General features: G+C 63.6%; 25 protein-coding genes, 1 tRNA gene and 1 riboswitch. Of the genes, 12 read left to right on the top strand and 14 right to left on the bottom strand.

Going from position 1 to position 25,675, the window contains the following annotated elements; translation table 11 throughout:
• Nucleotides 1-82: 82 nt before the first annotated feature.
• Together CK221_RS08745 and CK221_RS08750 are read left to right on the top strand one after the other, a co-directional pair.
• A complete protein-coding gene (locus tag CK221_RS08745; protein WP_095777451.1) occupies nt 83-430 on the top strand; it encodes a DUF952 domain-containing protein in 348 nt (115 codons plus the stop codon).
• Nucleotides 427-1,506 (top strand): quinone-dependent dihydroorotate dehydrogenase, encoded by a 1,080-nt coding sequence (locus tag CK221_RS08750; protein WP_095777452.1) that lies wholly within the window; start codon nt 427-429, stop codon nt 1,504-1,506. Before CK221_RS08745 ends, CK221_RS08750 begins: the two co-directional genes overlap by 4 nt.
• Here the strand turns inward: CK221_RS08750 and CK221_RS08755 are convergent.
• Complete coding sequence (locus CK221_RS08755; RefSeq protein ID WP_179295098.1) at nt 1,499-2,839, bottom strand: MATE family efflux transporter; 1,341 nt, start codon at nt 2,837-2,839, stop codon at nt 1,499-1,501. The genes CK221_RS08750 and CK221_RS08755 overlap by 8 nt on opposite strands.
• A gap of 123 nt (nt 2,840-2,962) precedes the next feature.
• On the opposite strand from CK221_RS08755, the gene CK221_RS08760 reads away from it, so the two are divergent.
• Nucleotides 2,963-3,865, top strand: coding sequence for a histone deacetylase (locus CK221_RS08760; protein WP_095777453.1), 903 nt, complete (start codon nt 2,963-2,965; stop codon nt 3,863-3,865).
• Between the two features lie 11 nt (nt 3,866-3,876).
• Here CK221_RS08760 and CK221_RS08765 read toward each other — a convergent pair whose 3' ends face one another.
• The 3 genes from CK221_RS08765 to CK221_RS08775 form a co-directional block, all read right to left on the bottom strand.
• Nucleotides 3,877-4,140, bottom strand: coding sequence for a DUF6460 domain-containing protein (locus CK221_RS08765; protein ID WP_095777454.1), 264 nt, complete (start codon nt 4,138-4,140; stop codon nt 3,877-3,879).
• A 145-nt stretch (nt 4,141-4,285) separates the two neighbouring features.
• Complete coding sequence (locus tag CK221_RS08770) at nt 4,286-5,041, bottom strand: glycosyltransferase (protein WP_095777455.1); 756 nt, start codon at nt 5,039-5,041, stop codon at nt 4,286-4,288.
• Complete coding sequence (locus CK221_RS08775; protein WP_143749029.1) at nt 5,020-5,754, bottom strand: hypothetical protein; 735 nt, start codon at nt 5,752-5,754, stop codon at nt 5,020-5,022. The genes CK221_RS08770 and CK221_RS08775 overlap by 22 nt, the downstream gene beginning before the upstream one ends.
• A gap of 392 nt (nt 5,755-6,146) precedes the next feature.
• Here CK221_RS08775 and CK221_RS08780 point away from each other — a divergent pair.
• Nucleotides 6,147-6,220 (top strand) — tRNA-Gly (locus CK221_RS08780).
• Between the two features lie 87 nt (nt 6,221-6,307).
• On the opposite strand, the gene CK221_RS08785 is transcribed toward CK221_RS08780, so the two are convergent.
• Nucleotides 6,308-6,781 (bottom strand): hypothetical protein, encoded by a 474-nt coding sequence (locus CK221_RS08785; RefSeq protein ID WP_082980527.1) that lies wholly within the window; start codon nt 6,779-6,781, stop codon nt 6,308-6,310.
• 233 nt (nt 6,782-7,014) lie between these two features.
• Here CK221_RS08785 and CK221_RS30185 point away from each other — a divergent pair, with 233 nt between their 5' ends.
• The gene (locus CK221_RS30185) at nt 7,015-7,470 is read left to right on the top strand and encodes a hypothetical protein (protein ID WP_170950356.1); all 456 of its coding nucleotides are present in this window, start codon (nt 7,015-7,017) and stop codon (nt 7,468-7,470) included.
• A gap of 122 nt (nt 7,471-7,592) precedes the next feature.
• Here the strand turns inward: CK221_RS30185 and CK221_RS08800 are convergent, their stop codons facing one another.
• Entirely contained in the window at nt 7,593-8,582 is a 990-nt protein-coding gene (locus tag CK221_RS08800; protein WP_095777457.1) for a LysR substrate-binding domain-containing protein, read from the bottom strand.
• 293 nt (nt 8,583-8,875) lie between these two features.
• On the opposite strand from CK221_RS08800, the gene chvE reads away from it, so the two are divergent.
• The 4 genes from chvE (at nt 8,876) to araD1 (ending at nt 14,157) form a co-directional block, all read left to right on the top strand.
• On the top strand, nt 8,876-9,946 hold the full coding sequence (chvE, locus tag CK221_RS08805; RefSeq protein ID WP_066996783.1) for a multiple monosaccharide ABC transporter substrate-binding protein: 1,071 nt from the start codon (nt 8,876-8,878) through the stop codon (nt 9,944-9,946).
• A 188-nt stretch (nt 9,947-10,134) separates the two neighbouring features.
• A complete protein-coding gene (gene mmsA, locus CK221_RS08810; RefSeq protein WP_067322747.1) occupies nt 10,135-11,670 on the top strand; it encodes a multiple monosaccharide ABC transporter ATP-binding protein in 1,536 nt (511 codons plus the stop codon).
• Nucleotides 11,667-12,959 (top strand): multiple monosaccharide ABC transporter permease, encoded by a 1,293-nt coding sequence (mmsB, locus tag CK221_RS08815; RefSeq protein WP_066996778.1) that lies wholly within the window; start codon nt 11,667-11,669, stop codon nt 12,957-12,959. The genes mmsA and mmsB overlap by 4 nt, the downstream gene beginning before the upstream one ends.
• A gap of 208 nt (nt 12,960-13,167) precedes the next feature.
• On the top strand, nt 13,168-14,157 hold the full coding sequence (gene araD1 / locus CK221_RS08820; RefSeq protein WP_066996775.1) for an AraD1 family protein: 990 nt from the start codon (nt 13,168-13,170) through the stop codon (nt 14,155-14,157).
• A 49-nt stretch (nt 14,158-14,206) separates the two neighbouring features.
• On the opposite strand, the gene CK221_RS08825 is transcribed toward araD1, so the two are convergent.
• Together CK221_RS08825 and CK221_RS08830 are read right to left on the bottom strand one after the other, a co-directional pair.
• Nucleotides 14,207-14,974: an ABC transporter substrate-binding protein gene (locus tag CK221_RS08825; protein ID WP_082980530.1), complete on the bottom strand. Its 768-nt coding sequence runs from the start codon at nt 14,972-14,974 to the stop codon at nt 14,207-14,209.
• 87 nt (nt 14,975-15,061) lie between these two features.
• Nucleotides 15,062-16,156, bottom strand: a complete 1,095-nt coding sequence (locus tag CK221_RS08830; protein WP_066996865.1) for a 2'-deoxycytidine 5'-triphosphate deaminase — start codon at nt 16,154-16,156, stop codon at nt 15,062-15,064.
• Between the two features lie 135 nt (nt 16,157-16,291).
• Nucleotides 16,292-16,369: riboswitch (SAM riboswitch) on the top strand.
• A gap of 56 nt (nt 16,370-16,425) precedes the next feature.
• Between CK221_RS08830 and CK221_RS08835 the strand changes: the two genes are divergently transcribed.
• Nucleotides 16,426-17,616, top strand: a complete 1,191-nt coding sequence (locus tag CK221_RS08835) for an O-succinylhomoserine sulfhydrylase (protein WP_066996773.1) — start codon at nt 16,426-16,428, stop codon at nt 17,614-17,616.
• A gap of 41 nt (nt 17,617-17,657) precedes the next feature.
• Here the strand turns inward: CK221_RS08835 and CK221_RS08840 are convergent, their stop codons facing one another.
• A complete protein-coding gene (locus CK221_RS08840) occupies nt 17,658-18,803 on the bottom strand; it encodes a ceramide glucosyltransferase (protein ID WP_095777458.1) in 1,146 nt (381 codons plus the stop codon).
• 218 nt (nt 18,804-19,021) lie between these two features.
• On the opposite strand from CK221_RS08840, the gene apaG reads away from it, so the two are divergent.
• A complete protein-coding gene (gene apaG, locus CK221_RS08845) occupies nt 19,022-19,414 on the top strand; it encodes a Co2+/Mg2+ efflux protein ApaG (protein ID WP_066996767.1) in 393 nt (130 codons plus the stop codon).
• 52 nt (nt 19,415-19,466) lie between these two features.
• Here apaG and CK221_RS08850 read toward each other — a convergent pair whose 3' ends face one another.
• The 3 genes from CK221_RS08850 to CK221_RS08860 form a co-directional block, all read right to left on the bottom strand.
• On the bottom strand, nt 19,467-20,498 hold the full coding sequence (locus tag CK221_RS08850; protein ID WP_095777459.1) for an Hsp33 family molecular chaperone: 1,032 nt from the start codon (nt 20,496-20,498) through the stop codon (nt 19,467-19,469).
• Between the two features lie 108 nt (nt 20,499-20,606).
• A complete protein-coding gene (argF, locus tag CK221_RS08855) occupies nt 20,607-21,518 on the bottom strand; it encodes an ornithine carbamoyltransferase (protein ID WP_066996763.1) in 912 nt (303 codons plus the stop codon).
• 15 nt (nt 21,519-21,533) lie between these two features.
• Complete coding sequence (locus CK221_RS08860; RefSeq protein ID WP_095777460.1) at nt 21,534-22,733, bottom strand: aspartate aminotransferase family protein; 1,200 nt, start codon at nt 22,731-22,733, stop codon at nt 21,534-21,536.
• 357 nt (nt 22,734-23,090) lie between these two features.
• On the opposite strand from CK221_RS08860, the gene CK221_RS08865 reads away from it, so the two are divergent.
• The gene (locus tag CK221_RS08865; RefSeq protein WP_066996757.1) at nt 23,091-23,609 is read left to right on the top strand and encodes a GcrA family cell cycle regulator; all 519 of its coding nucleotides are present in this window, start codon (nt 23,091-23,093) and stop codon (nt 23,607-23,609) included.
• 151 nt (nt 23,610-23,760) lie between these two features.
• Here CK221_RS08865 and CK221_RS08870 read toward each other — a convergent pair whose 3' ends face one another.
• Nucleotides 23,761-24,771 carry a magnesium and cobalt transport protein CorA gene (locus CK221_RS08870; protein WP_066996754.1) on the bottom strand — a complete coding sequence of 337 codons (1,011 nt, stop codon included), beginning with the start codon at nt 24,769-24,771 and terminating at the stop codon, nt 23,761-23,763.
• 119 nt (nt 24,772-24,890) lie between these two features.
• Nucleotides 24,891-25,616, bottom strand: a complete 726-nt coding sequence (phoU, locus tag CK221_RS08875) for a phosphate signaling complex protein PhoU (protein ID WP_066996751.1) — start codon at nt 25,614-25,616, stop codon at nt 24,891-24,893.
• Nucleotides 25,617-25,675: the final 59 nt, after the last annotated feature.

A 25,675-nucleotide genomic window follows, 5' to 3' on the forward strand; every position in this document is an offset into this window, starting at 1 on the left:
AATATCACAGGTTTGCGCCTGAAATGGGGAAGAGTTCGCAAGCACCCTTTCCCCCATGGATCGTTCGGACTATAGCGCGCCAATGTCTCAGTTTATCTACAAGATCGCGCCTGAAGCCATGTGGCGCGAAGCGGAACGGAACGGCCGCTTCACCGGGGCGCCGATCGACATCGCCGACGGCTTCATCCATTTCTCCACCGCTGCCCAGGTGCGCGAGACGGCGGCCAAGCATTTCGCCGGCCAGGCGGACCTGCTTCTCATCGCTGTCGACGCGGCAAAGCTGGGCAACGCGCTGAAATACGAGGTGTCGCGCGGCGGCGCCCTGTTCCCGCATCTCTACGCCGCGCTCGCAATCGACGCCGTTCTCTGGGTGAAGCCGTTGCCGCTCGGCGCCGACGGCCACGAATTCCCGCCGCTGGAGGACGAATGAGCGTGCTCGACCGGATCGGCCAAAAGCTGCTTTTCTCGTTCGACCCGGAAACGGCGCATGGACTGTCGATCGCGGCTTTGCGCTGCGGCCTGCCGGCCGCCTCGCCTCCCCCGCGCGACGCGCGGCTCGAGGTCAGCGTCTGCGGGCTCGATTTTCCGAACCCGCTCGGCATGGCGGCCGGCTACGACAAGAACGCAGAAGTGCCGGACGCGCTGCTTGGGCTTGGCTTCGGCTTCGCCGAGGTCGGCACCATCACGCCGCTGCCGCAATCGGGCAATCCAAAGCCGCGCATCTTCCGGCTGACCGCGGACGAAGCGGTGATTAACCGGCTCGGCTTCAACAATGAAGGGCATGGGGCCGCCGAAAGACGGCTTGCCGCGCGCAAAGGGCGGCCGGGTATTGTCGGCGTCAACATCGGCGCCAACAAGGACAGCGCCGACCGCATTGCCGACTATGAGCGCGGCGTCGCCCGCTTCGCGGCTCATGCCAGTTATCTGACGGTCAACATCTCCTCGCCCAACACGCCGGGCCTGCGCAACATGCAGGCGCGCGAGCAACTGGGCGAACTCCTGTCGCGCGTGGTGGCGGCGCGCGCGGCTGCGTCGGTTCAGCCGCCCATCTTCCTCAAGATCGCGCCGGACCTCGTCGAAGCGGAACTGGAAGACATCGCCGCCGAAGTCATCGAGAAAAGGATCGACGGGGTCATCGTCTCCAACACGACGCTTGCCCGGGTCGGGTTGCGCAGCGCAAGTCTGGCCGGCGAAGCCGGCGGGCTGTCAGGCAAGCCGCTTTTCGAGCGCTCTACGGCCGTGCTCGCCCGGATGCGCAAGCTGCTCGGCCCACAAGTGACGATCGTCGGGGTCGGCGGCGTAGACTCGGCGGAAACCGCGCTGGAGAAGATCCGCGCCGGCGCCGATCTCGTCCAGCTCTATACCGGCATGATCTATGCCGGCCCGGCGCTGCCTGGCCGCATCGTTGCCGGCATGGCCCGGTTTGTGGAGCGCGAGCGGCTAGGCTCGATCCGGGATTTGCGCGACTCGGCTTGCGAGCGCTTGGCTTCAAAGCCGATCAGCTGAACGCCGTGCGCATCCTGAGCCTCAGCACCGCAAGCAGGCTGAAACCCCGCACCAGCAAAAAGACGTGCAGTGCGGCCCATAGGCCGTTGTTGCCGAAGGCGGGTGCCAGCGTGATCAGCGCCGCGGCGAAGGTCAGGAAGGACAGGAGCATCATGTTGCGCATGTCGCGCGACCAGGTGGCGCCGATGAAGACGCCGTCCATCTGAAAGGCGAGCACGCCGCTCAGCGCGGTGAAGGCGGCCCAGGGCAGATAAATGTCGGCGACCGCGCGGACCTCCGGAGCGGTCGTCACCATCGCCACCAGCTGTGCGCCGGCCGTCAGCAGGATAAGACTGGCGACAGCCGCCAGGCCAACGCCCCAGATCAGCGTCAGCCGGACGGCTTGCCGGAAAGGAGCGGCCGCATGCGCGCCGATGGCGCGGCCTGCCAATTGCTCGGCTGCAGTGGCAAAGCCGTCCAGGAAATAGCCGGCGACGAGGAAGAAGTTCATCAGCACGGCATTGGCGGCGAGCGTCACCGTGCCAAACTGCGCGCCCTGCCTGGTGAACAGCGCGAAGGCGGCAAGCAGCGAGAAGGAACGGATCATGATATCGCGGTTGAGCGACAGCATGCGCCGGTAGGCCGGCAGGTCGAGGATGCGCCGGCGCGACGGCCGCTCCAACTTGCGGAACCGCCTCAGCACGATGGCAAGGCCGAGCAGCATGGCCAGGAACTCGCCGGTGACGGTCGCCCAGGCAACCCCCGCCACGCCCCAGCCGAGCTCGAGGCCGAGCAGGAAGCAGAGCAGGATGTTGATGCCGTTGAGCACGGCCTGCAGCATCAGCCCTACCCCGCCCTCGCCACGCCCCAGCACGTAGCCCAAGATGGCGTAGTTGATGAGCGAGAAGGGCGCGGCAATGAGCCTGATGCGGATATAGACCGACATCGCCGCGCTGACACGCGGCTCGGCGCCCATGAACCACTGGCCGCCTACCGCAAACAGCGGCGCAAGTGCTGCAAGCACCACGCCGGCGACGACCGCGATCAGGACGGCCCGCCAGAGCACCGCCTGCTCCTCCAGCGGATCGCCGCGTCCGAAAGCCTGAGCGACGAGGCCGGTGGTGCCGGAGCGCAGGAAGTTGAAGGTGGTGAAGACGACGTCGAAGACCAGCGCGCCTGCCGCCAGTCCGCCGAGAAGAGCCGCATCGCCGAACTGCCCGATCACCGCGGTGTCGACGATGCCGAGCAGCGGCGTCGTCAGATAGGCAAGCGTCATCGGCACCGCGATCGCCAGCACCGACCGGTTGGTGACGATGAAGGTCCCGGCGTTGATGTGGGTCGCACCCTTGTCCAAGGATTGCTGCCTTGCTCATTGCGGCTTGCTAGAACGGCCGATGTGCCCCAGTTTGCCGCTGCCGCGCAATCGCCATCGGGTGACGGCCAACCGAATTCCAGCTCTGGCGCAGGCCGCCCCATCATGCCTTTGCAGATCGTCCACCATCCCGACTATGACGCCGGCTTTGCCGTCAATCACCGCTTTCCGATGAGCAAATATCCGTTGCTGATGGAGGCTTTGCACAGCCGCGGGCTGGCAGCAGCGGGAGCGCTTTCGATGCCGGAACGGGCGCCGGCGGCGTGGCTCAAGCTCGCGCACGAGGCCGGCTATGTCGACCAGGTGCTCACTTGCGAGGTGCCTGAAAAGATCGAGCGCGAGATCGGCTTCCCGGTCAGCCAGCGCGTGTCATTGAGAGCGCAGCTAGCAACGGCAGGCACGGTGCTGGCGGCGCGGCTGGCGCTGAAACACGGCATAGCCTGCAACGCCGCCGGCGGTAGCCACCATGCCAGGCGTGCCCAAGGCGCGGGCTTCTGCACCTTCAACGACGTGGCCGTGGCTTCCCTGGTCCTGCTTGCGGAGGGCGCCGTCGAAAACATCCTGGTCGTCGATCTCGACGTGCATCAGGGCGACGGCACGGCGGACATTTTGAAGGATGAGCCGCGCGCCTTCACCTTTTCCATGCATGGCGAACGCAATTATCCGGCGCGCAAGATCGCCTCCGATGTCGATATCGCGCTGCCGGACGGCACCGGCGACGCTGCCTATCTCGACCGGCTCGGCGCCATTCTTCCAGAGCTTTGCGCAAGGCGGCGCTGGGACATCGTGTTCTACAATGCCGGCGTGGATGTCCATGCCGAGGACCGGCTTGGCCGGCTGACATTGACCGACAACGGCCTGCGCAGCCGCGAGGAGCTGGTCATCAGCTATTTCCGCAAGGCCGGCATCCCGCTATGCGGCGTCATCGGCGGCGGCTATTCGAGCGACGTGCCGGCGCTTGCCGCGCGCCACGCCATTCTGTTCGAGGTCGCGGCCGCGTATGCCTGACGCTCGGCAGGCTACTTCCTGTAGCTCGCAATCCTGAGCAGGATAAAGGCGGGCACGACGATCGCGGCGCCGAGCAGGATATAGCCCAGGAAGCGGTCGATAGTATGGAAGCCGAGATTCCACAGATCGATGAAGAACTGGCGGATGCCGTAGAGCACGTCCATCGGCGACCAGCCGAAAGCGTGCATGACGAGGCCTACGAGGAAGGAAACTACCAGCAGCTTCACAAGCACCCTGAGTGGCGTATCGCCGAGAAAGCGTGTCAGTGCGGACAAGGCCGTTCTCCGGTTCGAGCTGCCCGATTCGGGGCGCGACCTCAGAAATACGCACTCGGATACCCGGCATCAAGCCGCCAGGCCGGCGCGAAGCCATCGGGCTGGCGGCCTTGATAGCCCGATCCGGCCGGCACACGTGGCTCGGTCAGATTCGCCATCGGAAGATGCGGGCCCAAAGCGGCCGGTCGCGGTAGACTTCCCTGGAGCGCCACAGCCTGTTGTAGCGGTTGCCGCCGCCGATACCGAGGTGCGATATCGGCTTGCCGCCCCGCTTGCGCTTGATCGCGACCGGCTCGCCATCATGGCTGAGGCAATGGCCGAAATGCGCGGAAGGCTGAAGAGGCGCGGCAGACGGCACCGACCTCACGGCTTCGCCGACGATGAGGTCTTCCGGTTCGCAGGTCAGCGCGACGGCCTTGCCGAACAAGGTCGGGCCCGTGGGGCACAGCGCGGTCGGCCCGTAATATTCCCGTTTCACATTGGCGCAGACAAGCTCGATCGCCTTGGCGAGCGCTTTGTGGCGAGGCGGCGCGGCAACAACGCCGATGCTGGTGTCCCACGGGGTCGAGCTGAGGAAATCGCGAAAGATCGACAATTTTCCATCAGCGCGCGGCACTCCGCGCAGGAAGAAATAGGAAAGATCGGCATAAAGGCCGCCTTGCTCATGGAGCAGGCAATATTTGGCGAGGTCCGCCTTGTATGAATAAGGTCGCAGCGTCCTGAAAGCCGAAAGCACCTCTGCTCCGAAATGCGTCGAAATGAACTCCGCCAACGCCGCTTCCCGGAACAGGCGGTGCTCTTCGCCCGGATGAGCAGCCGTGAGCGAGTGGATGTTTTCGGCAACGAGCCCGGAAAGGTGCTCGCTGCCGTCGTCGGTGATCAGAATGCTGAAGAGAGGCATCCGGCTTCCGTCTCGATCAAGGTGCCTTGGTGAGCCTTCAACTTGCCCCAGTCGCGCCACTGGTGGGGACTGGCCTTCAGATAGGCCAGGTGCCGATCGGCGAAGTCTTGCGCGGCGCTCTGGATCAGTTCGGCCTTGTCCTGGCTGCGATCAAGATCGATCGGATTTTCCACAGTCACACGTATCTTGCCTGTGCTGTCGTCACGAACGACGAAGACCGGCAGCAGGGGAGCGCCGGCGATCCTGGCCAACCGGGGCGCGCCGCCCGCAAATTCAATGGCCGACTGGCCGATTCGCGCACGCACGAGCAACTCACCCTCCCAGGCGCCAGCGGTGATGGACGCAAACTTGCCCTGGCGAAGCAACCGCCTCGCCTCGTTCATGCTGGCGGCGGGATTGGCGCGGTCGATCACGATACGGCCCGCGGCATGTCTGAGCTCGACGCCGGTTCTGATCGGGTTGAGGAACCGGATGCCGAAGCGCGATTTCGAGAAACCGTGCTCGGGCCTGCTGACATGGAAGACATCGAAGCCGGCTTTGGCGAAAACCATCTTCGCCGCAAGCGCATTGAAGGCGAAATGCGCGATCCACAGGACGGCGCCACGGCCCTGTTCGCGCGCCGCATCGAGATGCTCGGCGCCGAGGAGTTCGATCTCGGGTCGCCAGCCGACGAGCCACTCGCGGACGATCTGGATGTTGTGTTCGCTGCGCATCGCGTCGACCCGGAGCCGGTCCTCGCGGCCGGCTATGCCAAAGGCGGCAAGATCCGGTTGGTCACCAACGTCGCGCCGAGACTCAGGCGCCCGTTTCAGCCGCTCCAGCCAAAGGCAGACACTGCGCCATCTCTTCTCAGGCACGAAAAGAGAGACGAATACAAAAACAGGAAGCCTCAGCAGGAATCCGAGATCTTCCACAGCAAAGGCTTTTCCGGAGCGAGAGGCTCGCTTCCTCTTCCGAACATTGATTTCCAAGCTGGGTCCCCACCCTTAACCCCTGAGCCATTACCATGTTGTGGCGCGGCGTCAAAGCGCCGGTGGATGGCTCTCGGCTTTCAATGTATCGCCGATTGCTAGATGCGGGGCCATCATGGTAACGAGGCTGTTGCGCGGGTATGATGTAATGGTAGCCTGTCAGCTTCCCAAGCTGAACGCGCGGGTTCGATTCCCGCTACCCGCTCCATCCCTCGCTACAGTGCCGCGCGGTCGCAGCGATCTGGCAGAGCGTCCTCAAGCGGCCGAAGGCGAATGCGATCGTTGCCGTTAGCGGTCATGCCAGCACGCCGCAGAGGGGAAGATGCTTTGCGGCCTCGGCGGCTTCCATCCGCACGATGGTGTGCGACAGGCCGCCGTGTTCCTCGATCCACAGGCGAACCCAGTCGGGATATTGCGAGATCAGGTAACCGGCGGCGATTGCGTTCTCATGGGCGCCTACGCCGTAAGGCAGATGGAAGCCGAAGGATGCACGCGGCGTGATGCAAAGCTGCTCGGCGGGCAAAGACAGATAGAGCGTGCAGGCGCTGTCGCAGGCACCGTCAAATTCCACAGGCTCGTTCGCGGCGCGCAGCTCGGCGACGTGCAAAGCGAAGATCACGATCTGACCGCCGGGATTTTCCTGCACCGTTTCGGCATCTGCGGGCAGCGTTGTCAGGGCGGCGGCGAGGAACGCTAGCGCCTTGGCTATCAGCCTCCGCTTAACCCGCGCGCGCGGCAGATCGGCGTGCATGTTGGTGACCTCGCTCATCCGGCGAGACCAAGGCTAACATTGCGATGGTTAACAACAGGCAGCTTTGAAAACATCGAACATCCAAATCGCCCAACTGCCCGCATCCTCTCAACAGCAGGGGGACTGGAAAATCAACGTGCTTTTTGACCGCACTCCGAAGGGAGCCACCTCGTTCGGCGAAAGCGCGCAAACGAAAGAGCCGCTCGAAAGGCGAGGGGCTTGGGCCCTAGAAGAGGATCGCCGCGCGATCTATGGCGAAAAAGAAGCCAGCCACCTTGCGGCGGCCGGCTCTGGACCGGTTGAGCAATCCAGGACCACGTCTCGGTCCGGAATTCCGTAAAAACAGTTCTTTACTGCGGGTGAGCGGCTCTTATCCAAAGCTGAACCGCTATGGACCCCTAAAGCCAAAAGCCAATCCAAACACGTTCGCGCCAGCAGCGGCGACGCCAGCGGCCACGACGCCAGTAGCGGCGGCAAACACGTCTCCAAACGCGGCGCCGTCTGCGGCGGCGACGGCCGTGATGCCAATGACGATGGTAAACCTGCTCCACTTCAGCCCGTTCGTCTCCATCCTCGAAGACGGCGGTATCGGGCTTATCGAGTTCATCGAGAATTCCGTTGCCGCTTGGAATTCCGGCAACCGCCCTACTGGGGCCAGCCAGGGTTGCAATTGCCGCTGCCCCCGCAACGCCAAGCATTCCAGTTAGAAACAAGCGACGTTCCATCAAAGACCTCCCGATAGTTCAGCATCGGCAGGTGGTTCCCTCACCCAAACGGGCTCCAGCGAACTGCCGATCTGTTTGAACGCACAGGTAGCATTCTCGTTCCATTACCCCACTTCGCGCAGGATGAAGTCGTGCAGCATCTTGGCGGCGGGCGAGAGCGCTCGGTTCCTGACCGTGATCAGGCTGTAGGGCCGGACCTCGATGTCGAACTCGGTCTGAACGACATCGATCGCTCCGGACAGCCCGTCGCCGCTCTGGATGAACTTGGCCACCTGCACCGAAACGGGGGCGATGGCGTCGGACTGCGCCACCATCACCAGCGTCAAGAGCAGCGACGAGGTGTTGAGGATGCGGTCGGGAAGCGGGATGTTGCGGTTCAAGAAATTGCTTTCCATCGCCTGGCGCAGGGGCGAGCCGCCGGACTGGAAGACCCAGTCATAGGCGGCCGTCTCCTCCAGGCCGACCATCCCGCCGCCGGCAAGCGGATGGCCGCGGCGCACGATCAGGCAGGCCTTCTCGATGCCGATGACGCGCGATTCGAACAGCCGCGGATTGAGGTCGTCGGGGATGCGGGCGATGATAAAGTCGTGGCGGGAGGCGATCAGCTCGCGGGCGAGTACGTTCGAGGTCTCGACCTGCATGGTGATCTCGATGCGCGGATAGATGCGGCGGATCTCGCGAATCGCCGGCACCGCCAGTTCGATCGCCGGCGCAGTCACGGCGCCGAGAAACACCGAGCCGCCCTTGCCTGCCTTGAGCTCCGAAATCTCGCGGTCGGCTTCGCGCATTTCGAGCAGGATGGAGCGCGCGCGCCTGGCGAGCGCCTGACCGTAAGGGGTCAGCGTCACGCCGCGCGGCAGCCGCTCGCATAATTTCACGTCGAGCACCGCCTCCATCTCGGCAATCATGCGCGAGGCCGCCGGCTGGGAAATATTCATAACCTGGGCGGCGGCGCTCACCCGTCCGTGATCGTCGAGCGCGGTGATCATCCGCATATGGCGCAGGCTCAGGCCGCTGCGCAGGAGCGTTTCGCCGTCCCCCGGAAGCTTCTCGTAACTTCCTGAAATCGTATCAGGATCGCGCAGCGCCGCCATGATTTCCCAGCCTCTCCGGCAGTTCTCTGCGCTACGCTAAATCATACCAGTTTCGGTATAGCAACCAGCAAAGATCGCATTTGACAGTTATGTCAAAGGGACACACCCTTCGCGCGTTCCGAGACGCAGCGATCGGCACCGAGCGAAATCGTATCGATTGAAACTGCGTCGCGGGGCCGATTGGGAGGATACCGGAGATCGATAAAGCCGACAGAGGCGCGATTGCGCTCCTGTTCGACTGCGCGGCCCGCGAAGCCCCGAGGTGTCGCGTCCATTAACCAGGGAGAGTAAATGTGAAGATCATCAAGACGCTGGCCGCCGTCGCGGCCCTTGGCATTGCCGCCACGACCTATTCGGCGCACGCCGCCGACAAGGGTCTCGTCGGCGTGCTGATGCCGACCAAAACCTCGCAGCGCTGGATCAACGACGGCGACGCCGTCAAGTCCCAGCTCGAAGCGCTGGGCTACACGGTCGACCTGCAATACGCGCAGGACGATATCCCGAACCAGCTCAGCCAGTTGGAAAACGAGATCACGAAAGGCCCGAAGGCGCTGATCATCGCTTCGATCGACGGCACCACCATGGCCGATGCGCTGCAGAAGGCCAATGACGCAGGCGTCGTCACCATCGCCTATGACCGCCTGATCAAGAAGACCCCGAATGTCGACTACTACACCACCTTCGACAATTTCGGCGTCGGCGTGATCCAGGCAAATTCCCTGGTCAAAGGCCTCAAGGAGCGCTTCCCGAACACCAAGCCGTGGAACGTCGAGCTGTTCGGCGGCTCGCCCGACGACAACAACGCCTTCTTCTTCTACAACGGCGCGATGTCGGTTCTGCAGCCGCTGATCGACGACGGCTCGATCAAGATCAAGTCCGGCCAGATGGGCATGGACAAGGTCGGCACGCTGCGCTGGCTCGCCGCCACCGCCCAGGCCCGCATGGACAACCTGCTCTCGGCCAACTACTCGGACGGCAGCCGCGTCGATGGCGTTCTTTCGCCCTATGACGGCCTGTCGCGCGGCATCACCGCCTCGCTGCGCGCTGTCGGCTACGGCACGGATGCTCAGCCCTGGCCGATCGTGACTGGTCAGGACGCCGAGACCGCCTCGGTCAAGCTGATCATTTCGGGCGAGCAGTATTCGACCGTGTTCAAGGACACCCGCGAGCTGGCCAAGGCCACCGTGCAGCTGGTCGACAAGGTGCTCTCCGGCGGCAAGCCCGACGGCCTCGACACCAAGACCTACAACAACGACGTCAAGGTCGTTCCCTCGATCCTCTTGACGCCGCACGAGGTCGACAAGTCGAACTACAAGGCGCTGGTCGTCGACTCCGGCTACATCAAGGCCGAAGAGCTGAAGTAATCCAGCCTTTAAGGGAGGGGTCCTGCGCGACGCAGGGCCCCTTTTCGTTCAGAAGCGACCCCGGTATTGTTTTTGCCGGCTTCTGCAGCGCCATGCGCCATCGCGGCGCGAGCCAGACTGCAGTATGTTGATTTCGCGCATAACGCCTTCCGGAAACGGAAGGCCTGCGCCAGGGAGCGGAATTCCTAATGAGCTCGACGATTTTGGAGATGCGCGACATCACCAAGACGTTCCCCGGCGTGAAGGCGCTGTCGAACGTCAACCTCAGCGTCGAGGAAGGAGAGATCCACGCCATCGTCGGCGAGAATGGCGCCGGCAAATCGACGCTGATGAAGGTGCTGTCGGGCGTCTACCCGACCGGTACCTATGAAGGCGAGATCGTCTTTCGCGGCCAGGAATGCCACTTCAAGGGTATCCATGACAGCGAGCATATCGGCATCGTCATCATCCACCAGGAACTTGCCCTGGTGCCGATGCTGTCGATCGCGGAAAACATCTTCCTCGGCAACGAGCACGCCAGCTACGGCGTCATCGACTGGAACGCCAACGAGAAGCGCACCAAGGCCCTGCTCGACAAAGTCGGCTTGAAGGAAGATCCCAAGACGCTGATCACCAATATCGGCGTCGGCAAGCAGCAACTGGTCGAGATCGCCAAGGCGCTCAGCAAGGAAGTGAAGCTGCTGATCCTTGACGAGCCGACCGCCTCGCTCAGCGAAAAGGACAGCCAGGCGCTGCTCGATCTTCTGCTCGAGTTCAAGCGCCAGGGCATGACCTCAATCCTGATCTCGCACAAGCTCAACGAGGTGAACCGCGTCGCCGACAAGGTGACGGTGATCCGCGACGGGCGCACCATCGAGACCCTGCCCAGGAAGGACATCAGCGAGGACCGGATCATCACTTCGATGGTCGGCCGCTCGCTCGACGACCGCTACCCGCCGCGCGAGCCGCAGATCGGCGAGGTTATTTTCGAAGTGAAAAACTGGTCGGTGTACCATCCGATCCACGCCGAGCGGCAGGTCATCAAGAACGTCAACCTCAACGTGCGCAAGGGCGAGGTGGTCGGCATTGCCGGGCTGATGGGCGCCGGCCGCACCGAATTCGCGATGAGCCTGTTCGGCCGTTCCTATGGCCGGCATATCAGCGGCGAGGTCCTGCTCAGGGGTAAGCCTCTCGATCTTTCGACGGTGAGCAAGGCGGTGGAGAACCGGATCGCCTATGTCACCGAGGACCGCAAGACCTTTGGCCTCAACCTCATCGACCACATCAAGCACAATGTGACGCTGGCCAATTTGGGAGGCGTCTCCAGCCGCGGCGTCATCGACGACATGCGCGAGATGAGCGTCGCCAACGACTATCGCAAGAAGACCAATATCCGCGCATCCAGCGTCTATCAGCTGACCGGCAATCTTTCGGGCGGCAACCAGCAGAAGGTCGTGCTGTCGAAATGGCTGTTCGCCGACCCGGAAGTGCTGATCCTCGACGAACCGACGCGCGGCATTGACGTCGGCGCCAAGTACGAAATCTACACGATCATCGCCCGCCTCGCCGCCGAGGGAAAGGCAATCGTCGTCATCTCGTCGGAAATGCCGGAATTGCTCGGCATCACCGACCGCATCTATGTCATGAACGAAGGGCGTATCGTCGGCGAAATGGCGGCAAGCGACGCCAGCCAGGAAAAGATCATGCGCGCCATCGTTCGGGGAGAAGGAAAAAAAGCCTCATGAGCACAGAAAGCGCTCCCGCGCCGCAGAGCGGCGTCGCCGAAGACGTCAAGCATGGTCCGCGTGTCGCCGTTTCGGCGCTGACGACGAACCTGCGCGAATACGGACTGATCATCGCGCTGATCGTCATCATGCTGTTCTTCCAGTACACGACGTCCGGCACGCTGTTCAAACCGGTCAACCTCAGCAACCTGGTGCAGCAGAACTCGTTCATCATCGTGATGGCGCTTGGCATGCTGCTGGTGATCGTCGCCGGCTATATCGACCTCAGCGTGGGATCGGTCGCCGGCTTCATCGGCGCGCTTGCCGCAATGATGATGGTCATCTGGCCGCTCGGTATATTCAGCAATCCACTGGTGGTCTCGATCGTTTGCCTGATCGTCGGTGCGCTTATCGGCGCGGCGCAAGGCTATTGGATCGCCTATCACCGAATACCGAGCTTCATCGTGACGCTGGCGGGCATGCTGATCTTCCGCGGCATCTGCCAGGCACTGCTTGGCGGCGGCTCCTCGGTCGGTCCGCTTCCCGACAGCTTCAAGGCGTTGAGCTCCGGCTTCATCCCCGACGTCATCGGCCCGCTGACGCTCATTCCGCCGACGGTGAATGCCGCCGGCAAGACCATCGTCGGCAGCGGCCTTACGCTGCACATGACGACGATCGTGCTCGGTCTGGTCGCGGTGCTCGCCTATGCCTATTTCGGCTTCAGGACACGGCGTAAGCGCGAACGGCATGGCTATGAGGCCGAACCCTTCCCGCTGTTCGTCGTCAAGACGCTGGTCGGCAGCGCGCTGGCGCTGTTCCTGGTCTTCCAGTTCGCCAGCTACAGGGGCCTGCCGGTGGTGCTTCTGGTGATGGGCGTTCTGATCTCGCTGTTCGTCTTCGTCACCAAGCGCATGACCATCGGCCGCCGCATCTATGCGATGGGCGGCAACGCCAAGGCGGCGCAGCTGTCGGGCATCAACACCGAACGGCTGACGCTGCTCGTCTTCATCAACATGGGCGTGCTGTCGGCGCTCGGCGGCCTGATCATCGCCGCTCGCCTCGGCCAGGCCGTCCCGGCCGCCGGCCTGGGCAGCGAGCTCGACGTGATCGCCGCCGTCTTCATCGGCGGCGCCTCGGCAATGGGCGGCGTCGGACAGGTCATCGGCGCCGTGGTCGGCGGCTTCATCATGGGCGTGATGAACAACGGCATGTCGATCATGGGCGTCAATGTCGACTGGCAGCAGGTGGTCAAAGGCCTGGTGCTGCTCGGTGCCGTCATCTTCGACGTCTACAACAAGAACAAGGCGTAGAGGCCGGAGGCAAGGACTAAGGAGGCATACGGGTTCTAGATCGCGAAGCTGCCGGCAACCCGTCGGCGCGAAGAAGTCCTGGAAGGACCAGGCTCGCGAGTGCAATCCGGACGAAGAGTTTCAACCGTGGCGCGGATCGGTTCCGGGCCGCGCCGGTCAGGGCTTGCCAATCGGCAGCCGGGCCAAGGCAAAAGAGAGAGGGTTCATCATGCTGATTTCCCAGATCCTCGATGACGCCGAGACGATCCGCGTTGTTGCCCGCAGCGGCGGCAAGACCCGGATCATCAACGGCGCGCGCAGCGTCTATTCGCTGGCGATGGAGGCAGCCCGCACCGGCACCGGGCTCGAGGCGCTGATCGAGCGCAAGGGCTATGGCGAGACGGTCGACCTCGACGCCGTCTACAAGAAGGGACGCCTGGTGTCGCCTATCAACCATCCCGACCCCGCGCATCTCCACCTTACCGGCACCGGGCTTACACATCTCGGCTCCGCCGCGACGCGCGATTCCATGCATAAGAAGCTCAGCGACGGCGAGGAGCAACTCACCGATTCCATGAAGATGTTCCGCATGGGGCTGGAGGGCGGCAAGCCGGCAAAGGGCGAGATCGGCGTGCAGCCGGAATGGTTTTACAAGGGCAACGGCACCATGGCGGTGGCGCCCGGTGCCGCGCTGATGTCGCCGGCCTTCGCGCAAGACGCCGGCGAGGAGCCGGAGATCGCCGGCATCTATGTCATCGGCGACGACGGCGCGCCGTTCCGCGTCGGCTTCACGCTGTCCAACGAGTTTTCCGACCATGTGACCGAGCGCGTGAACTATCTGTTCCTCGCCCATTCCAAGCTGCGCAACGCCTCGTTCGGACCGGAAATCCTGATCGGCGAGCTGCCCGCCGACATCAGGGGCTCTTCACGAATCTGGCGCGACGGCAAAGTGCTTTGGGAAAAGCCGTTCCTGTCCGGCGAGGCGAACATGTCGCACACCATCGCCAATCTCGAGCATCACCACTTCAAATATTCGGCCTTCCGCCAGCCGGGCGACGTGCATGTGCACATGTTCGGCACCGCCACACTCTCGTTCGCAGACGGCGTCAGGACCGAAGAAGGCGACACGTTCGAGATCGAGGCCAAGGATTTCGGCCTGCCGCTGCGCAACCCGCTCGAGATCGAGAAGCCAGTGAAGGTGGCGGTGAAGGCGCTGTGAGGTTAGAGCGTGATCTCCCCCACGAGGGGGGAGATTGGCAGCTTCAACCTCAATAAATATCGAAATCGAAATACTTCGACTGGATCTTCTCGTAGGTGCCGTCGGCAACGATGGCGTCGATTGCCGCGTTGAGGCGGTCGCGCAGAGCGGTGTCCTCCAGGCGCACGGCGATGCCGGCCTCGGTCTCGGTGCCCTTGACGTCGCCGACCAGCTTGCAGCAGCCGTCGCTCGCCTTCTTCATCCAGTCGACCAGCACGAACTTGTCCGAGATGACGGCGTCGAGACGGCCGTTGAGCAGATCGGTCACCGCCTCTTCCTGGGTCGGGTAGAGCTTCGCCTCGGCGCCGGCCTTGGCGTAGACGTCCTGGGCGTAGTTGGCCTGGGTGGTCGAGGCCTGGGCACCGACCGTCTTGCCGGCAAGCGAGGCCGGCTCGGTCGAGGCGATGTCGGCGTCCTTCAGGGCGACCAGCGCAAGCGGCGTCGTGTAGTATTTATGGGTGAAGGCGACCTGCTTCTTGCGTTCCTCGGTGATGCTCATCGAGGCGATGATGGCGTCGAATTTCTTGGCCTGCAGGGCCGGAATGATGCCATCCCAATCCTGGGTGACGATCTCGCATTCGACCTTCATCTGCGCGCAGAGCGCATTGGCGATGTCGATGTCGAAGCCTTCGACCTTGCCGTCCGGCGTGATGGTGTTGAAGGGCGGATAGGCGCCCTCGGTGCCGATCTTGATCTTTTCGGCCGCGTCTACCGAACCGACGCCGAGCGCCAGCATGGCGGCGGCCGCAGCCGACAGGATCCATCTGGATATCTGCATTTTCATCCCCTTGGCTTCAGTTGCTACATGGTCGGACGCAGCCAAGCACGGCGCGCCAGGCCGGGCAAGCACAGCCTGGTTGGGCGATCAGCGCGCGGCGCGGAAATGCTTGGAGAGCTTCAGCCCCTGCGCCTGATAGTTGGAGCCCAGCTCGCTGCCATAAAGCGCTTGCGGCCGCTTCAGCATATGCTCGTAGACGAGGCGACCGACGATCTGGCCGTGGTCGAGGATGAACGGCACCTCGTGGCTGCGCACTTCAAGCACCGCGCGACTGCCGCTGCCGCCGGCGGCGGAATGGCCGAAGCCCGGGTCGAAAAAGCCGGCATAGTGGACACGGAACTCGCCGACCAGCGGATCGAAAGGCGTCATCTCGGCGGCATAGAGCGGCGGCACGTGCACGGCTTCGCGAGAGACCAGGATGTAGAACTCGTCCGGGTCGAGCACGAGCTCGCCGGCCCCGCTCTTGTAGAGCGGTTCCCAGAAGTCGACCACATCCTGAGCGGCGCGCTTGTCGACGTCGACGAGGCCGGTGTGGTGCTTGCCGCGATAGCCGACCAGGCCGTCCTTGTCGCCGTCGAGATCGATAGAGAGCGCAATGCCGCCGCCGGAGATGTTGGGCGGCTCGGTCGCAACCAGCATCTCGGCGTGATGGAGGTCACGCAACTCATTCTCCGACAGCACCGCGTTGCCGGTGCGGAAGCGGATCTGCGACAGGCGCGAGCCGGCGCGCACGACGATCGGGAAGGTGCGCGGGCTGACCTCGAGATAGAGCGGGCCATGATAGCCGGCGGCGATCTTATCGAACTCATGGCCGCGGTCGGTCATGACACGCGTGAAAATGTCGAGTCGTCCGGTCGAGCTCTTCGGGTTGGCCGAAGCCGAGACTTCCGCCGGCAGCGCCAGGCCTTCCTGCAGCGGCACGATGTAGACGCAGCCCGTCTCCAGCACCGCGCCCTCGGCGAGATTGATCTCATGCAGCTTCAGCCGGTCCAGCTTGTCGGCCACCAGATGATCGGGACCGGGCAGAAAGGAGGCGCGCACGCGAAAGGCCTTGTCGCCCAGTCTGAGATCGAGGCTGGCCGGCTGGATCTGGTTGGTGTCGAGCGCGCGCGGCGACTTCAGCGCGCCCGACTGGAAGAGCGCCGCGATGTCCTGATCGGGAAGAATGCCTGTCTGCCGCAATGTCTGGCTCCGGGCGAAGTCATTGTCGTCGCAGTTTCCTGTCGCAAAACCGCGGGACACTTTTGCGGAGGCTGCCTGGTACAAACCTCTTAATCAAGCCGGCAATTGACGCAAGCGCGGTGCGGGTCTAAAGGGTCGTTATCCCGTGGTGATTTGGCCGGTCGGCTTGCAGCCACGTTAAACAAGTCGCTAAAGGACCGTCGGGCCGCAAGGCCGTATGGACCGGTTGCGACGTCGCGGCCGGTTTTTTTGTGTTTGGAAGCAGGGCGATGACCAAGACGCGTAACTGGAAACCTCAGACGGCACTCGTGCATGGCGGGACGCTGCGTTCCGGCTTCGGCGAGACCGCCGAGGCGATGTATCTCACCCAGGGCTATGTCTACGAGACGGCCCAGGCAGCGGAAGCCCGCTTCAAGGGGGAGGAACCCGGCTTCATCTATTCGCGCTACGCCAACCCGACCGTCGACATGTTCGAGAAGCGCATGTGCGCGCTGGAAGGCGCGGAAGACGCACGCGCCACCGCTTCCGGCATGGCCGCCGTGTCCGCCGCCCTGCTGTGCAGCGTCAAGGCCGGCGATCACATCGTTGCGGCGCGAGCCCTGTTCGGCTCCTGCCGCTGGGTGGTCGAGACGCTGGCGCCGCGCTATGGCATCGAGGCAACGCTGATCGACGGCACCGACATTGCCAATTGGGAAAAAGCGGTCAGGCCGAACACCAAGCTGTTCTTCCTGGAAAGCCCGACCAACCCGACGCTGGAAGTGGTCGATATCGCCGCTGTCGCCGCTTTGGCAAATTCGATCGGCGCACGCGTGATCGTCGACAACGTCTTTGCCACGCCGCTGCAGCAGAAGCCGCTGCAGCTCGGCGCCCATATCGTGGTCTACTCGGCGACCAAGCATATCGACGGACAAGGCCGCTGCCTCGGCGGCGTCATCCTGTCGGACAAGAAGTGGATCGACGAGAACCTGCACGACTATTTCCGGCACACCGGCCCGAGCCTGTCGCCATTCAACGCATGGACGCTGCTGAAAGGCCTCGAAACGCTGCCGCTGCGCGTGCGCCAGCAGACCGAAAGCGCCGGCAAGATCGCGGACTTCCTGGCCGGCCGGCCGGAGATCGCCCGCGTCATCTATCCGGGCCGGGCCGACCATCCCCAGGCGGATATCGTCAGGAAGCAGATGTCGGGCGGCTCGACGCTGATCTGCCTTGACGTCAAGGGCGGCAAGCAGGCGGCCTTCGCCTTGCAGAACGCGCTCGACATCGTGCTGATCTCGAACAACCTCGGCGACGCAAAGAGCCTGATCACGCATCCGGCGACGACGACGCACAAAAACCTCAGCGACGGGGCGCGCGCCGAGCTCGGCATCGGACCAGGCACGCTCAGGCTCTCCGTCGGGCTGGAGGATACCGATGACCTGCTCGCCGACATCGAACAGGCGCTCAAGGCGGCGAAGGAATGAACCGCCACGGCTGCAAAGAGCGCGCTTGAGCCGCAGCCGGCTCAAGCAATCTCTTCGAGTTCAGTCATCCCGCTGTTGCGGATTGTCATTGCGTTGCCACGCCATTCGACGGCTCCGCCAAGCCAGCCGCGCGCCCAGATGGCGGGAAGCATCGCGTCGCGCACGATCATCGCGGTGACGCTGCGCGGCGACAGATACCAGTCCTTTGACCAGGCGAGCATGCATTCGGGCACATAGGCGATCGCCAGCACGCAGAGCGCGGTCGTGGGCAGACTGACACCGGCGCTTGCCGCCGCGATCAGCGCCAGAAGCAGCGGAACGACCACACCGGTCAGGATTTCAGGCGCGAAGAACAATGGGAAGGTGACGCGGCGCAGCCGAGCCCAGCGCGCCTGGCGCGACCAGATTTCGGCGAGCGTGCGCTGGCCGAGCGGTTGCTCAAACGGCGCGGCGACGAGATTGACCCGAAGGCCAAGGCTGTTGACCAGCTTGGTCGCCGCCGCGTCCTCGGCGATCTCGGCGGCCAAAGCCTGGATGCCGCCATTTGCATCCAGCATCGGCTTGTTCCACAGCATGCTCTTGCCCTGGGCGAAGCCAAGGCCGAGCGCTTGGCCGGCATATTGCCAGCGCGCCTGCAGCGTGTTGAGGAAGGCGCATTCGACTTCGGCCCAGAAACCGTCCGGCCGCGAGCCGATCGGCGTCGAGCAGACGAGGCCGGTGTCCGGTCCCCAGGCCGCCATCAGATGCTGGACATAGTCCTTGGGCATCAGGACGTTGGAGTCGGCCAGGATCACCCAGTCGTGCCGCGCCGCCTGCCAGCCCTTGATGCAGTTGTTGAGCTTGGGATTGGCGCTGATCCTGTCATCGCCGACTAGCAGCCGCGCCGGAACATTCGGAAATCGCGCGATGGCGGCGTTGATCAGCTTGACCACGGGATCTTCGGCGTGCGCGACGCAGAAGATCAGTTCGTAGCGCGGCCAATCGAGCGAGAAGGCGCGGTCGAGCGTCTCCTGCGTGAACGGCTCCACACCGCGCGACGGCACGACGATCGAGACAGGCGGCTGTTTGCTGGAAGGCGGAGGAATGATCCGCCTGGGCTTCAGCCGCGACGATGCGAGCAGGATGCTGGCAAGGTTGCAAAAAAGAAGGGCCGAGGAGGCAAAGACGGCTGCGAGGGTCAGTTCCATCGAGATCTGGTCACTCCGGAAAGGCCGCCCGCGGCCGTTTCATCACTCGACAGAGCGCCCGAGTCGCCCGCACGGTTTGTGCACACCAACATTGTCATGTGTCACTTAAATGACATTGTTTGTCGGCAGGTGCGGTGGAAAAGCCGGCAGGCTGGCGACGCCGCGGAGGTAGAACCGCGAAGCGCGACAAAATGTTCCCTGCGGCACCGGAGTGGCTCATGTATCGCGCCGTGACGCGCAACATCGAAGTGCAGGTCAGGCCGTTCTATCTGGAGGACCGTTCCGATCCGTCCGAAAACCGCTATGTATGGGGCTACCAGGTGACGATCGACAACCGGTCGGACGAGTTCGTGCAGCTTCTGTCGCGCTACTGGCACATCACCGACGGGCGTGGCCGAGTCGAAGAGGTGCGCGGCGAGGGCGTGGTCGGCGACCAGCCGGAGCTCAACCCCGGCGACAGCTATCAGTACACGTCGGGATGCCCGCTCTCGACGCCATCCGGCATCATGGTCGGCCACTACACGATGCGCAACGGCCGCGGCGAAACGTTCGACGTCGCCATTCCGGCTTTCTCGCTCGATATGCCGGGGACGAAAAGGACGGTGAATTAAAGAACTCGAGTTCCCCGCCTCCGCAAAGCGGGGGCGAGGAACCGGAGCTTTCTCACTCCGCCGCAAACTCCGCCGGATCGAAGTCGTACTGCGTCGAGCAGAACTCGCAAGCGACATGGATGCCGCCGTCCTCGGTCGAGTCCTTGATCTCCTCGGCCGAGAAGCCTTCGAGAATGCCTCGGATTTTGTCGCGCGAGCAGGAGCACTGGTCGGCAACCGGCACACCGCGGAAGACGCGCACGCCGTGCTCGTGAAACAGCCGGTAGAGCAGCCGCTCGGCGCCCACCGTCGGATCGATGAGCTCGGTCGGCTCGATGGTGCCGAGCAGCGCCAAGAGTTCCCGCCAGGAATTGTCGGCCGGTTCGTGCGCCACGTCTCGCGGATCGCCATCCCCGCCCGAAATGTCGGGCACGCGCATGCGTTCGGGCGCCTGCGGCAGGAACTGCGCCAGGATGCCGCCGGCGCGCCATTGCTCGCGAGCCCCGCCCGGGCCCGGGGTCACGAGCTTTGCAACCGACATCCTCAGATCGGTCGGGATCTGCTCCGACTGGCGGAAATAGATGCGCGCGGCTTCTTCCAGCGATGTGCCGTCGAGCTGGACGATGCCCTGATAGCGCTGCGTGTGCGCGCCCTGATCGATGGTCAGGGCCAGGACCCCGGTGCCGAGCAGCTTCTCCTGCGAGATCCCGCCCGAGGCAATCAGCGCCTGCAGCCGGTCGGCGTCGAAGCGCGCATAGGCGCGCAACGAATGCGGCGTGGTGAAGTCCGCCACCAGCATGTCGACCGGTCCGTCGGTGCGGGTCTGCAGGATGAACTTGCCCTCGAATTTCAGCGACGTGCCGAGCAGCACGGTGAGCACGCAGGCCTCCGCCAGCAGGCGCGCGACCGGCTCGGGATAATCGTGGCGGCTGAGAATGGCGTCGAGCATCGGCCCGAGCTGCACCGTGCGGCCGCGCACATCCAAGGGCGCTACTTCGTAAGGCACGACATGGTCGTCGCCGGCGAAGCCGAATTCGCCGAGTTTGGGTTGATGCTCAGCCAAGGAAAGCGTTTCCAGCATGACAAAACTCCGGGGCGCGTCCATCCCGCTTTCCAGGCGGCATGGGTCGAAGCGCGTTCGATTTCAGTGATGGCCCGCAAATAGGCATCACATATCCCCGGATCAAGTTGGCGCGGATCAAGTCGACCCCGGTCAAGCGCCCAGGCACCAGGCCAGCACCGCCTTCTGGGCGTGCAGCCGGTTCTCGGCCTCGTCGAAGACCACCGAATGCGGTCCGTCGATCACCTCGTCGGTGACCTCCTCGCCGCGATGCGCAGGCAGGCAGTGCATGAAAAGCGCGTCGGACTTCGCCCTGGCCATCAGCGCGGCGTTGACCTGGTAGGGCAGGAAGACGTTATGGCCGCGGGCGCGATGCTCCTGGCCCATCGACACCCAGCTGTCGGTGACGACGCAATCGGCCTGGTCGACGGCCTCTTCGGCCGAGCCGGCAAACCTCACCTTGCCGCCATTGGCCTTCGCCCAGTCGACATATTTCTCGAACGGCTCGCTGCCCTCCGGCACGGCGACATTGAGATTGAAGCGGAACCGCGCCGAGGCTTCCAGAAGCGAGTGCAACACATTGTTGCCGTCACCTGTCCAGGCAAAAGTCTTGCCTGCCACCGGACCGCGATGCTCCTCATAGGTCATGATGTCGGCCATCAGCTGGCAGGGATGGGTATCGTCGGTCAGCCCATTGATCACGGGCACGGTCGCGTTTTCGGTGAGTTCCAGCAACCGGTCATGCGAGGTGGTGCGGATCATAATGGCATCGACATAGCGCGACAGCACCTTGGCGGTGTCGGCGATGGTTTCTGAACGGCCGAGCTGCATCTCGGTGCCGGTCAGCATGATGGTCTCGCCGCCGAGCTGGCGCATGCCGACGTCGAAGGAAACGCGCGTGCGCGTCGAAGGCTTGTCGAAGATCATCGCCAGCACCTTGCCGTCGAGCGGCTTCGAACGCTCGCCGGCCTTGAGCCTGGTCTTTCGCGCCATCGCGTCGTCCAGCATGATGCGCAGATCGCCTGCGGATACGGCGGACAGATCGGTGAAGTGACGAACGCTCATCGGCAGATTCCAAAACTACTTCGCGGCTTCGGCCGCGATCGCGTCGGTCAGGCCCTTGGCGCCCGACCGAATGCGCTTCAGCGCCTCGCCGATCTCCTCGTCGCTGACGGTGAGCGGCGGCAAAAGCCGGATGACGTTGTCGCCCGCCGGCACCGCAAGCAAGTGCTGGTCGCGCAGCGCCATGTTAACCTTGGCGTTGGGCATGGCACATTTCAGCCCAAGCATCAGGCCGGTGCCCCGGATGCCTTCGATGACCTCGGGAAATTCGTCGGCGACCGCCGCCAGTCCCTGTTTCAGCAGCAATGCCTTGCGCTGAACGTCCTCGAGGAAGCCGTCGGCCAGCACGACGTCGAGCACGGCATTGCCCACCGCCATCGCCAGCGGATTGCCGCCGAAAGTGGTGCCGTGCACGCCGGCCGTCATGCCGGCCGCCGCTTCGTCGGTTGCGAGGCAGGCACCCATCGGAAACCCGCCGCCGATGCCCTTGGCGATCGCCATCAGGTCAGGCGTGACGCCCGCCCACTCATGCGCGAACAGCTTGCCGGTGCGCCCGATGCCGCACTGGACCTCGTCGAAGATCAGAAGCAGGCCGTGCCGGTCACAGAGCTGCCGAAGCCGCCTCAACGACTGTGTCGGCACCGGGCGGATGCCGCCCTCGCCCTGCACCGGTTCGATCAGGATAGCCGCAGTTTCCGGTGTGATCGCCTTCTCGGCGGCATCGATATCGTCGAACGCGACCTGGTCGAAGCCCTCGACCTTCGGACCGAAACCCTCGAGATATTTGTACTGACCGCCGGCTGCGATCGTCGCCAGCGTGCGGCCGTGAAAGGCGCCCTCGAAAGTGATGATGCGGAAACGCTCCGGATGGCCTTTGACGAACTGATAGCGCCTGGCCGACTTGATGGCGCATTCCAGCGCCTCGGCGCCCGAATTGGTGAAGAACACCTTGTCGGCGAAGGTTGCATCGACCAGCCTTTCGCCCAGCCGGCGCTGCTCCGGGATCTCGTAGAGATTGGAGACGTGCCACAGCTTGGCTGCCTGCTCGGTGAGCGCGGCGACCAGATGCGGATGGCTGTGGCCCAGCGAGTTCACGGCAATGCCGCCGGCGAAGTCGAGATATCGCTCGCCCTTGTCGGTGACCAGCCAGGTCCCCTCCCCGCGGTCGAAGGCCAGGGGTGCGCGAGCAAAAGTCTCGTAAAGCGCCGAACCGCTCATTATATGCGTCTCCGGAACCGGAAATCAAAAAAGCCGCCAATGCGGCGGCCTTTGCGGCTTATCATGTTTTTCGGCCATGAAGTCAACGAAAAGGTCGCGCAGAAGCGCGCGGCAAGGCTCCAGCGCTAGGCCGGCCCATCAGCAGTTGGGCAAGTTGGGGAAAACCGTAAAAACCGAATCGGTGTTGCCCTGGGGACTCTTGTCACCGAGTCAGCGCATAAGGTAATTGTAGTCGAGAAATAACTAGATTTCGTGCGGCGGATCTAATCACCCGGTACATGTGGTGTCGTTTGCCCGGCGAGAGCCGGCTCGGGAAAGGATTCTGACCGCCGCACGCCTCAGCAGGAGCGCGGTCTCATGAACTGGACTGACGAGCGGGTCGAACTTCTCAGGAAATTGTGGTCGGAGGGTCTCAGCGCCAGCCAGATCGCCGCGCAGCTCGGCGGTGTGAGCCGCAATGCCGTCATCGGCAAGGTGCATCGCCTGAAACTGTCGGGCCGCGGCCGCGCGACCGCGGCGCCGGCACGGCAGAAGAAGGCCACGCAGGGCGCCTCGATGCAGAAGTCCGTGGCTCGTGCCGCTAGCGCTGCCCGTCATGTGACGGCCTCCATCGGCGCGACCGCTCTGCAGGTGCAGTTCGAGGCGGAGCCGGTGGCGCGCCACTATATCCGCCCGGTGGAGAACGTTGTCGTGCCAATCTCGCGCAACCTGCAGCTCGTCGAGCTGACCGAGCGCACCTGCAAGTGGCCCAACGGCGATCCGCTGTCGGAAGACTTCAGCTTCTGCGGCAACGACGCTGGCGAAACCGGGCCGTACTGCAAATACCATGCAAGGGTGGCGTTCCAGCCGGCGGCGGAAAGGCGCAGAAGCCGCTAAGCGAATAGCGAATAGTGAATAGTGAATAGCGAATAGCGAATAGCGAATAGCGAATAGCGAATAGCGAATAGCGAATAGCGAACGAAATAGGAATAACATCGGTGTTCGAGTCCGGCACAAGCTTCTTTATCGCTATTCGCTATTCGCTATTTCACAGCCATCCATTCTTCCTGAACCGCCAATACAGAAACGCGCAGATCAGCGCGATGGCGGCCAGCACGGTGGGGTAGCCGTATTCCATCTTCAGTTCAGGCATGTCGTCGAAATTCATGCCGTAAATGCCGGCGAAGGCCGTCGGCACCGCCAGGATGGCCGCCCATGAGGCCAGCTTCTTGGAGATGGCCGTTTCCTGGCTCTGTCCGACCAGAAGGCTTGCCTCGAAGGCGAAGGCGAGCACCTCGCGCAGGCTGTCGATCTTTTCCTGCACGGTGCGGATGTGGTCCGTCACGTCACGGAACAGCGGATGCATGGCGGCATGGATCTGGGGCAGCTCGGCGCTGGTCAGCCGGCGGCAGACCTCGACCAGCGGCAGCGCCGCGTTGCGCAGCCTGAGCAGATCGCGGCGCAGCATGTAGAGCCGCTCTATGTCGCCACCGCTCATCGGCTTCAGCAGCACCTTGTCCTCGATCTGCTCGACCTCGTCCTCGATCTGCTCGAGCACAGGCATGTAGTTGTCGACGATGAAGTCGAGAATGGCATAGAGGACGAAATCCTCGCCCTTGGCGAGCGAGGACGGGCAGCTTTCCCAGTGCTGGCGCACCGCGGCGTAAGAGGTCGACGGGCCATGCCTGACGCTGACGATATAGCCAGTGCCGACGAAGAGATGCGTCTCGCCGAAGGTGACCCGGCCATCGATCAGTTGCGCTGTGCGGGCGACGATGAACAAGGCATCGCCATACTGTTCGATTTTCGGCCGCTGATGCGGATGTTCGGCGTCTTCGATCGCCAGATCATGCAGGTGGAACTGCGCCTGCACCCTAAGCAGCAGGTTGCGGTCCGGCTCGAGCAGGCCGATCCAGACGACGTGGCCGGGCTTTGCCGCCCATATGCCGGCCTCTTCGATCGTAATGTCGGCGACGCGCTTGCCGGCGGAATAGACGCTGGACGCAACAATGCCGGATGTCGGCTGCAGGGCCGGGGTCAGGTTTCGAACTTGTTCCATCGCAAACCTCCCGAGCCGGCGACTGACAAAATTGCTGCACCTGGAGGAGCTTAGCCTAAATTAGAAGGCCGTTCGAGTGGCCGCCTTCACTTGGCCGATCTTGGGTCGCCGATACCGCGTCACCCGGCCGATACGTGGCCAGGCAACACCACCTGGTCGGTCTTGTCGCCCTTCGGCCGCTCGGCCGGCATCTGGTCGCCGGTGACGATGTAATAGATGGTTTCGGCGATGTTGGTGGCGTGGTCGCCGATCCGCTCGATGTTCTTGGCGCAGAACAGCAAGTGGGTGCAGGGGGTGATGTTGCGCGGATCTTCCATCATATAGGTCAGAAGTTCACGGAACAGCGAAGTGTACATGGCGTCGATCTGGTCGTCGCGGTCGCGCACGAAGCCGATCTTCTCGACCGAGCGCGAGGCATAAACGTCGAGCACTTCCTTAAGCTGCGTCAGCGCCAGATCGGCTAGCGCCTTCAAGCCGCGGAAGAGGCTGCTCGGCTGGCGGCCGTCAATGACCGCCGCGACGCGCTTGGCGACGTTCTTGCCGAGATCGCCGACGCGCTCGATGTCGGCCGAGATGCGGATGGCGCCGACGATCTCGCGCAGGTCCGTCGCCATCGGCTGACGCCTGGCGATGATGACGATCGCCTTGTCGTCGATCTCGCGCTGCCCCTCGTCGAGGACGAGATCGTCCTGGATGACTTTCTGTGCCAAGCCCGGATCGGCGTTCACGAGGGCGGCGACAGCCTGCTCGACCATGCGCTCGGCATGCCCGCCCATGGCGGCGATGCGCTTCGACAGGAATTTCAGTTCTTCGTCATAGGCACTGACAATGTGGACGGACTGCATCGATATGCCTTCCCGGTTTCTGCCGGCTGGTGCGTTCCCTCAATCTGCCGCTGATACGC

It is taken from the genome of Mesorhizobium sp. WSM3868, assembly GCF_002294785.1.
In the GTDB taxonomy this organism is placed as follows: domain Bacteria; phylum Pseudomonadota; class Alphaproteobacteria; order Rhizobiales; family Rhizobiaceae; genus Mesorhizobium.

Bases quoted from the DNA above. Each gene is read 5' to 3' on its own strand.
- mmsA (WP_067322747.1), top strand. From the start codon at position 10,135: ATGAGCTCGACGATTTTGGAGATGCGCGACATCACCAAGACGTTCCCC.
- CK221_RS08865 (WP_066996757.1), top strand. From the start codon at position 23,091: ATGAACTGGACTGACGAGCGGGTCGAACTTCTCAGGAAATTGTGGTCG.
- CK221_RS08745 (WP_095777451.1), top strand. From the start codon at position 83: ATGTCTCAGTTTATCTACAAGATCGCGCCTGAAGCCATGTGGCGCGAA.
- CK221_RS08840 (WP_095777458.1), bottom strand. From the start codon at position 18,803: ATGGAACTGACCCTCGCAGCCGTCTTTGCCTCCTCGGCCCTTCTTTTT.
- CK221_RS08770 (WP_095777455.1), bottom strand. From the start codon at position 5,041: ATGCCTCTCTTCAGCATTCTGATCACCGACGACGGCAGCGAGCACCTT.
- CK221_RS08775 (WP_143749029.1), bottom strand. From the start codon at position 5,754: ATGCGCAGCGAACACAACATCCAGATCGTCCGCGAGTGGCTCGTCGGC.
- CK221_RS30185 (WP_170950356.1), top strand. From the start codon at position 7,015: ATGGCGAAAAAGAAGCCAGCCACCTTGCGGCGGCCGGCTCTGGACCGG.
- CK221_RS08785 (WP_082980527.1), bottom strand. From the start codon at position 6,781: ATGAGCGAGGTCACCAACATGCACGCCGATCTGCCGCGCGCGCGGGTT.
- CK221_RS08800 (WP_095777457.1), bottom strand. From the start codon at position 8,582: ATGGCGGCGCTGCGCGATCCTGATACGATTTCAGGAAGTTACGAGAAG.
- CK221_RS08760 (WP_095777453.1), top strand. From the start codon at position 2,963: ATGCCTTTGCAGATCGTCCACCATCCCGACTATGACGCCGGCTTTGCC.
- apaG (WP_066996767.1), top strand. From the start codon at position 19,022: ATGTATCGCGCCGTGACGCGCAACATCGAAGTGCAGGTCAGGCCGTTC.
- CK221_RS08750 (WP_095777452.1), top strand. From the start codon at position 427: ATGAGCGTGCTCGACCGGATCGGCCAAAAGCTGCTTTTCTCGTTCGAC.
- CK221_RS08870 (WP_066996754.1), bottom strand. From the start codon at position 24,771: ATGGAACAAGTTCGAAACCTGACCCCGGCCCTGCAGCCGACATCCGGC.
- CK221_RS08860 (WP_095777460.1), bottom strand. From the start codon at position 22,733: ATGAGCGGTTCGGCGCTTTACGAGACTTTTGCTCGCGCACCCCTGGCC.
- CK221_RS08850 (WP_095777459.1), bottom strand. From the start codon at position 20,498: ATGGACGCGCCCCGGAGTTTTGTCATGCTGGAAACGCTTTCCTTGGCT.
- araD1 (WP_066996775.1), top strand. From the start codon at position 13,168: ATGCTGATTTCCCAGATCCTCGATGACGCCGAGACGATCCGCGTTGTT.
- phoU (WP_066996751.1), bottom strand. From the start codon at position 25,616: ATGCAGTCCGTCCACATTGTCAGTGCCTATGACGAAGAACTGAAATTC.
- mmsB (WP_066996778.1), top strand. From the start codon at position 11,667: ATGAGCACAGAAAGCGCTCCCGCGCCGCAGAGCGGCGTCGCCGAAGAC.
- CK221_RS08825 (WP_082980530.1), bottom strand. From the start codon at position 14,974: ATGCAGATATCCAGATGGATCCTGTCGGCTGCGGCCGCCGCCATGCTG.
- CK221_RS08835 (WP_066996773.1), top strand. From the start codon at position 16,426: ATGACCAAGACGCGTAACTGGAAACCTCAGACGGCACTCGTGCATGGC.
- argF (WP_066996763.1), bottom strand. From the start codon at position 21,518: ATGAGCGTTCGTCACTTCACCGATCTGTCCGCCGTATCCGCAGGCGAT.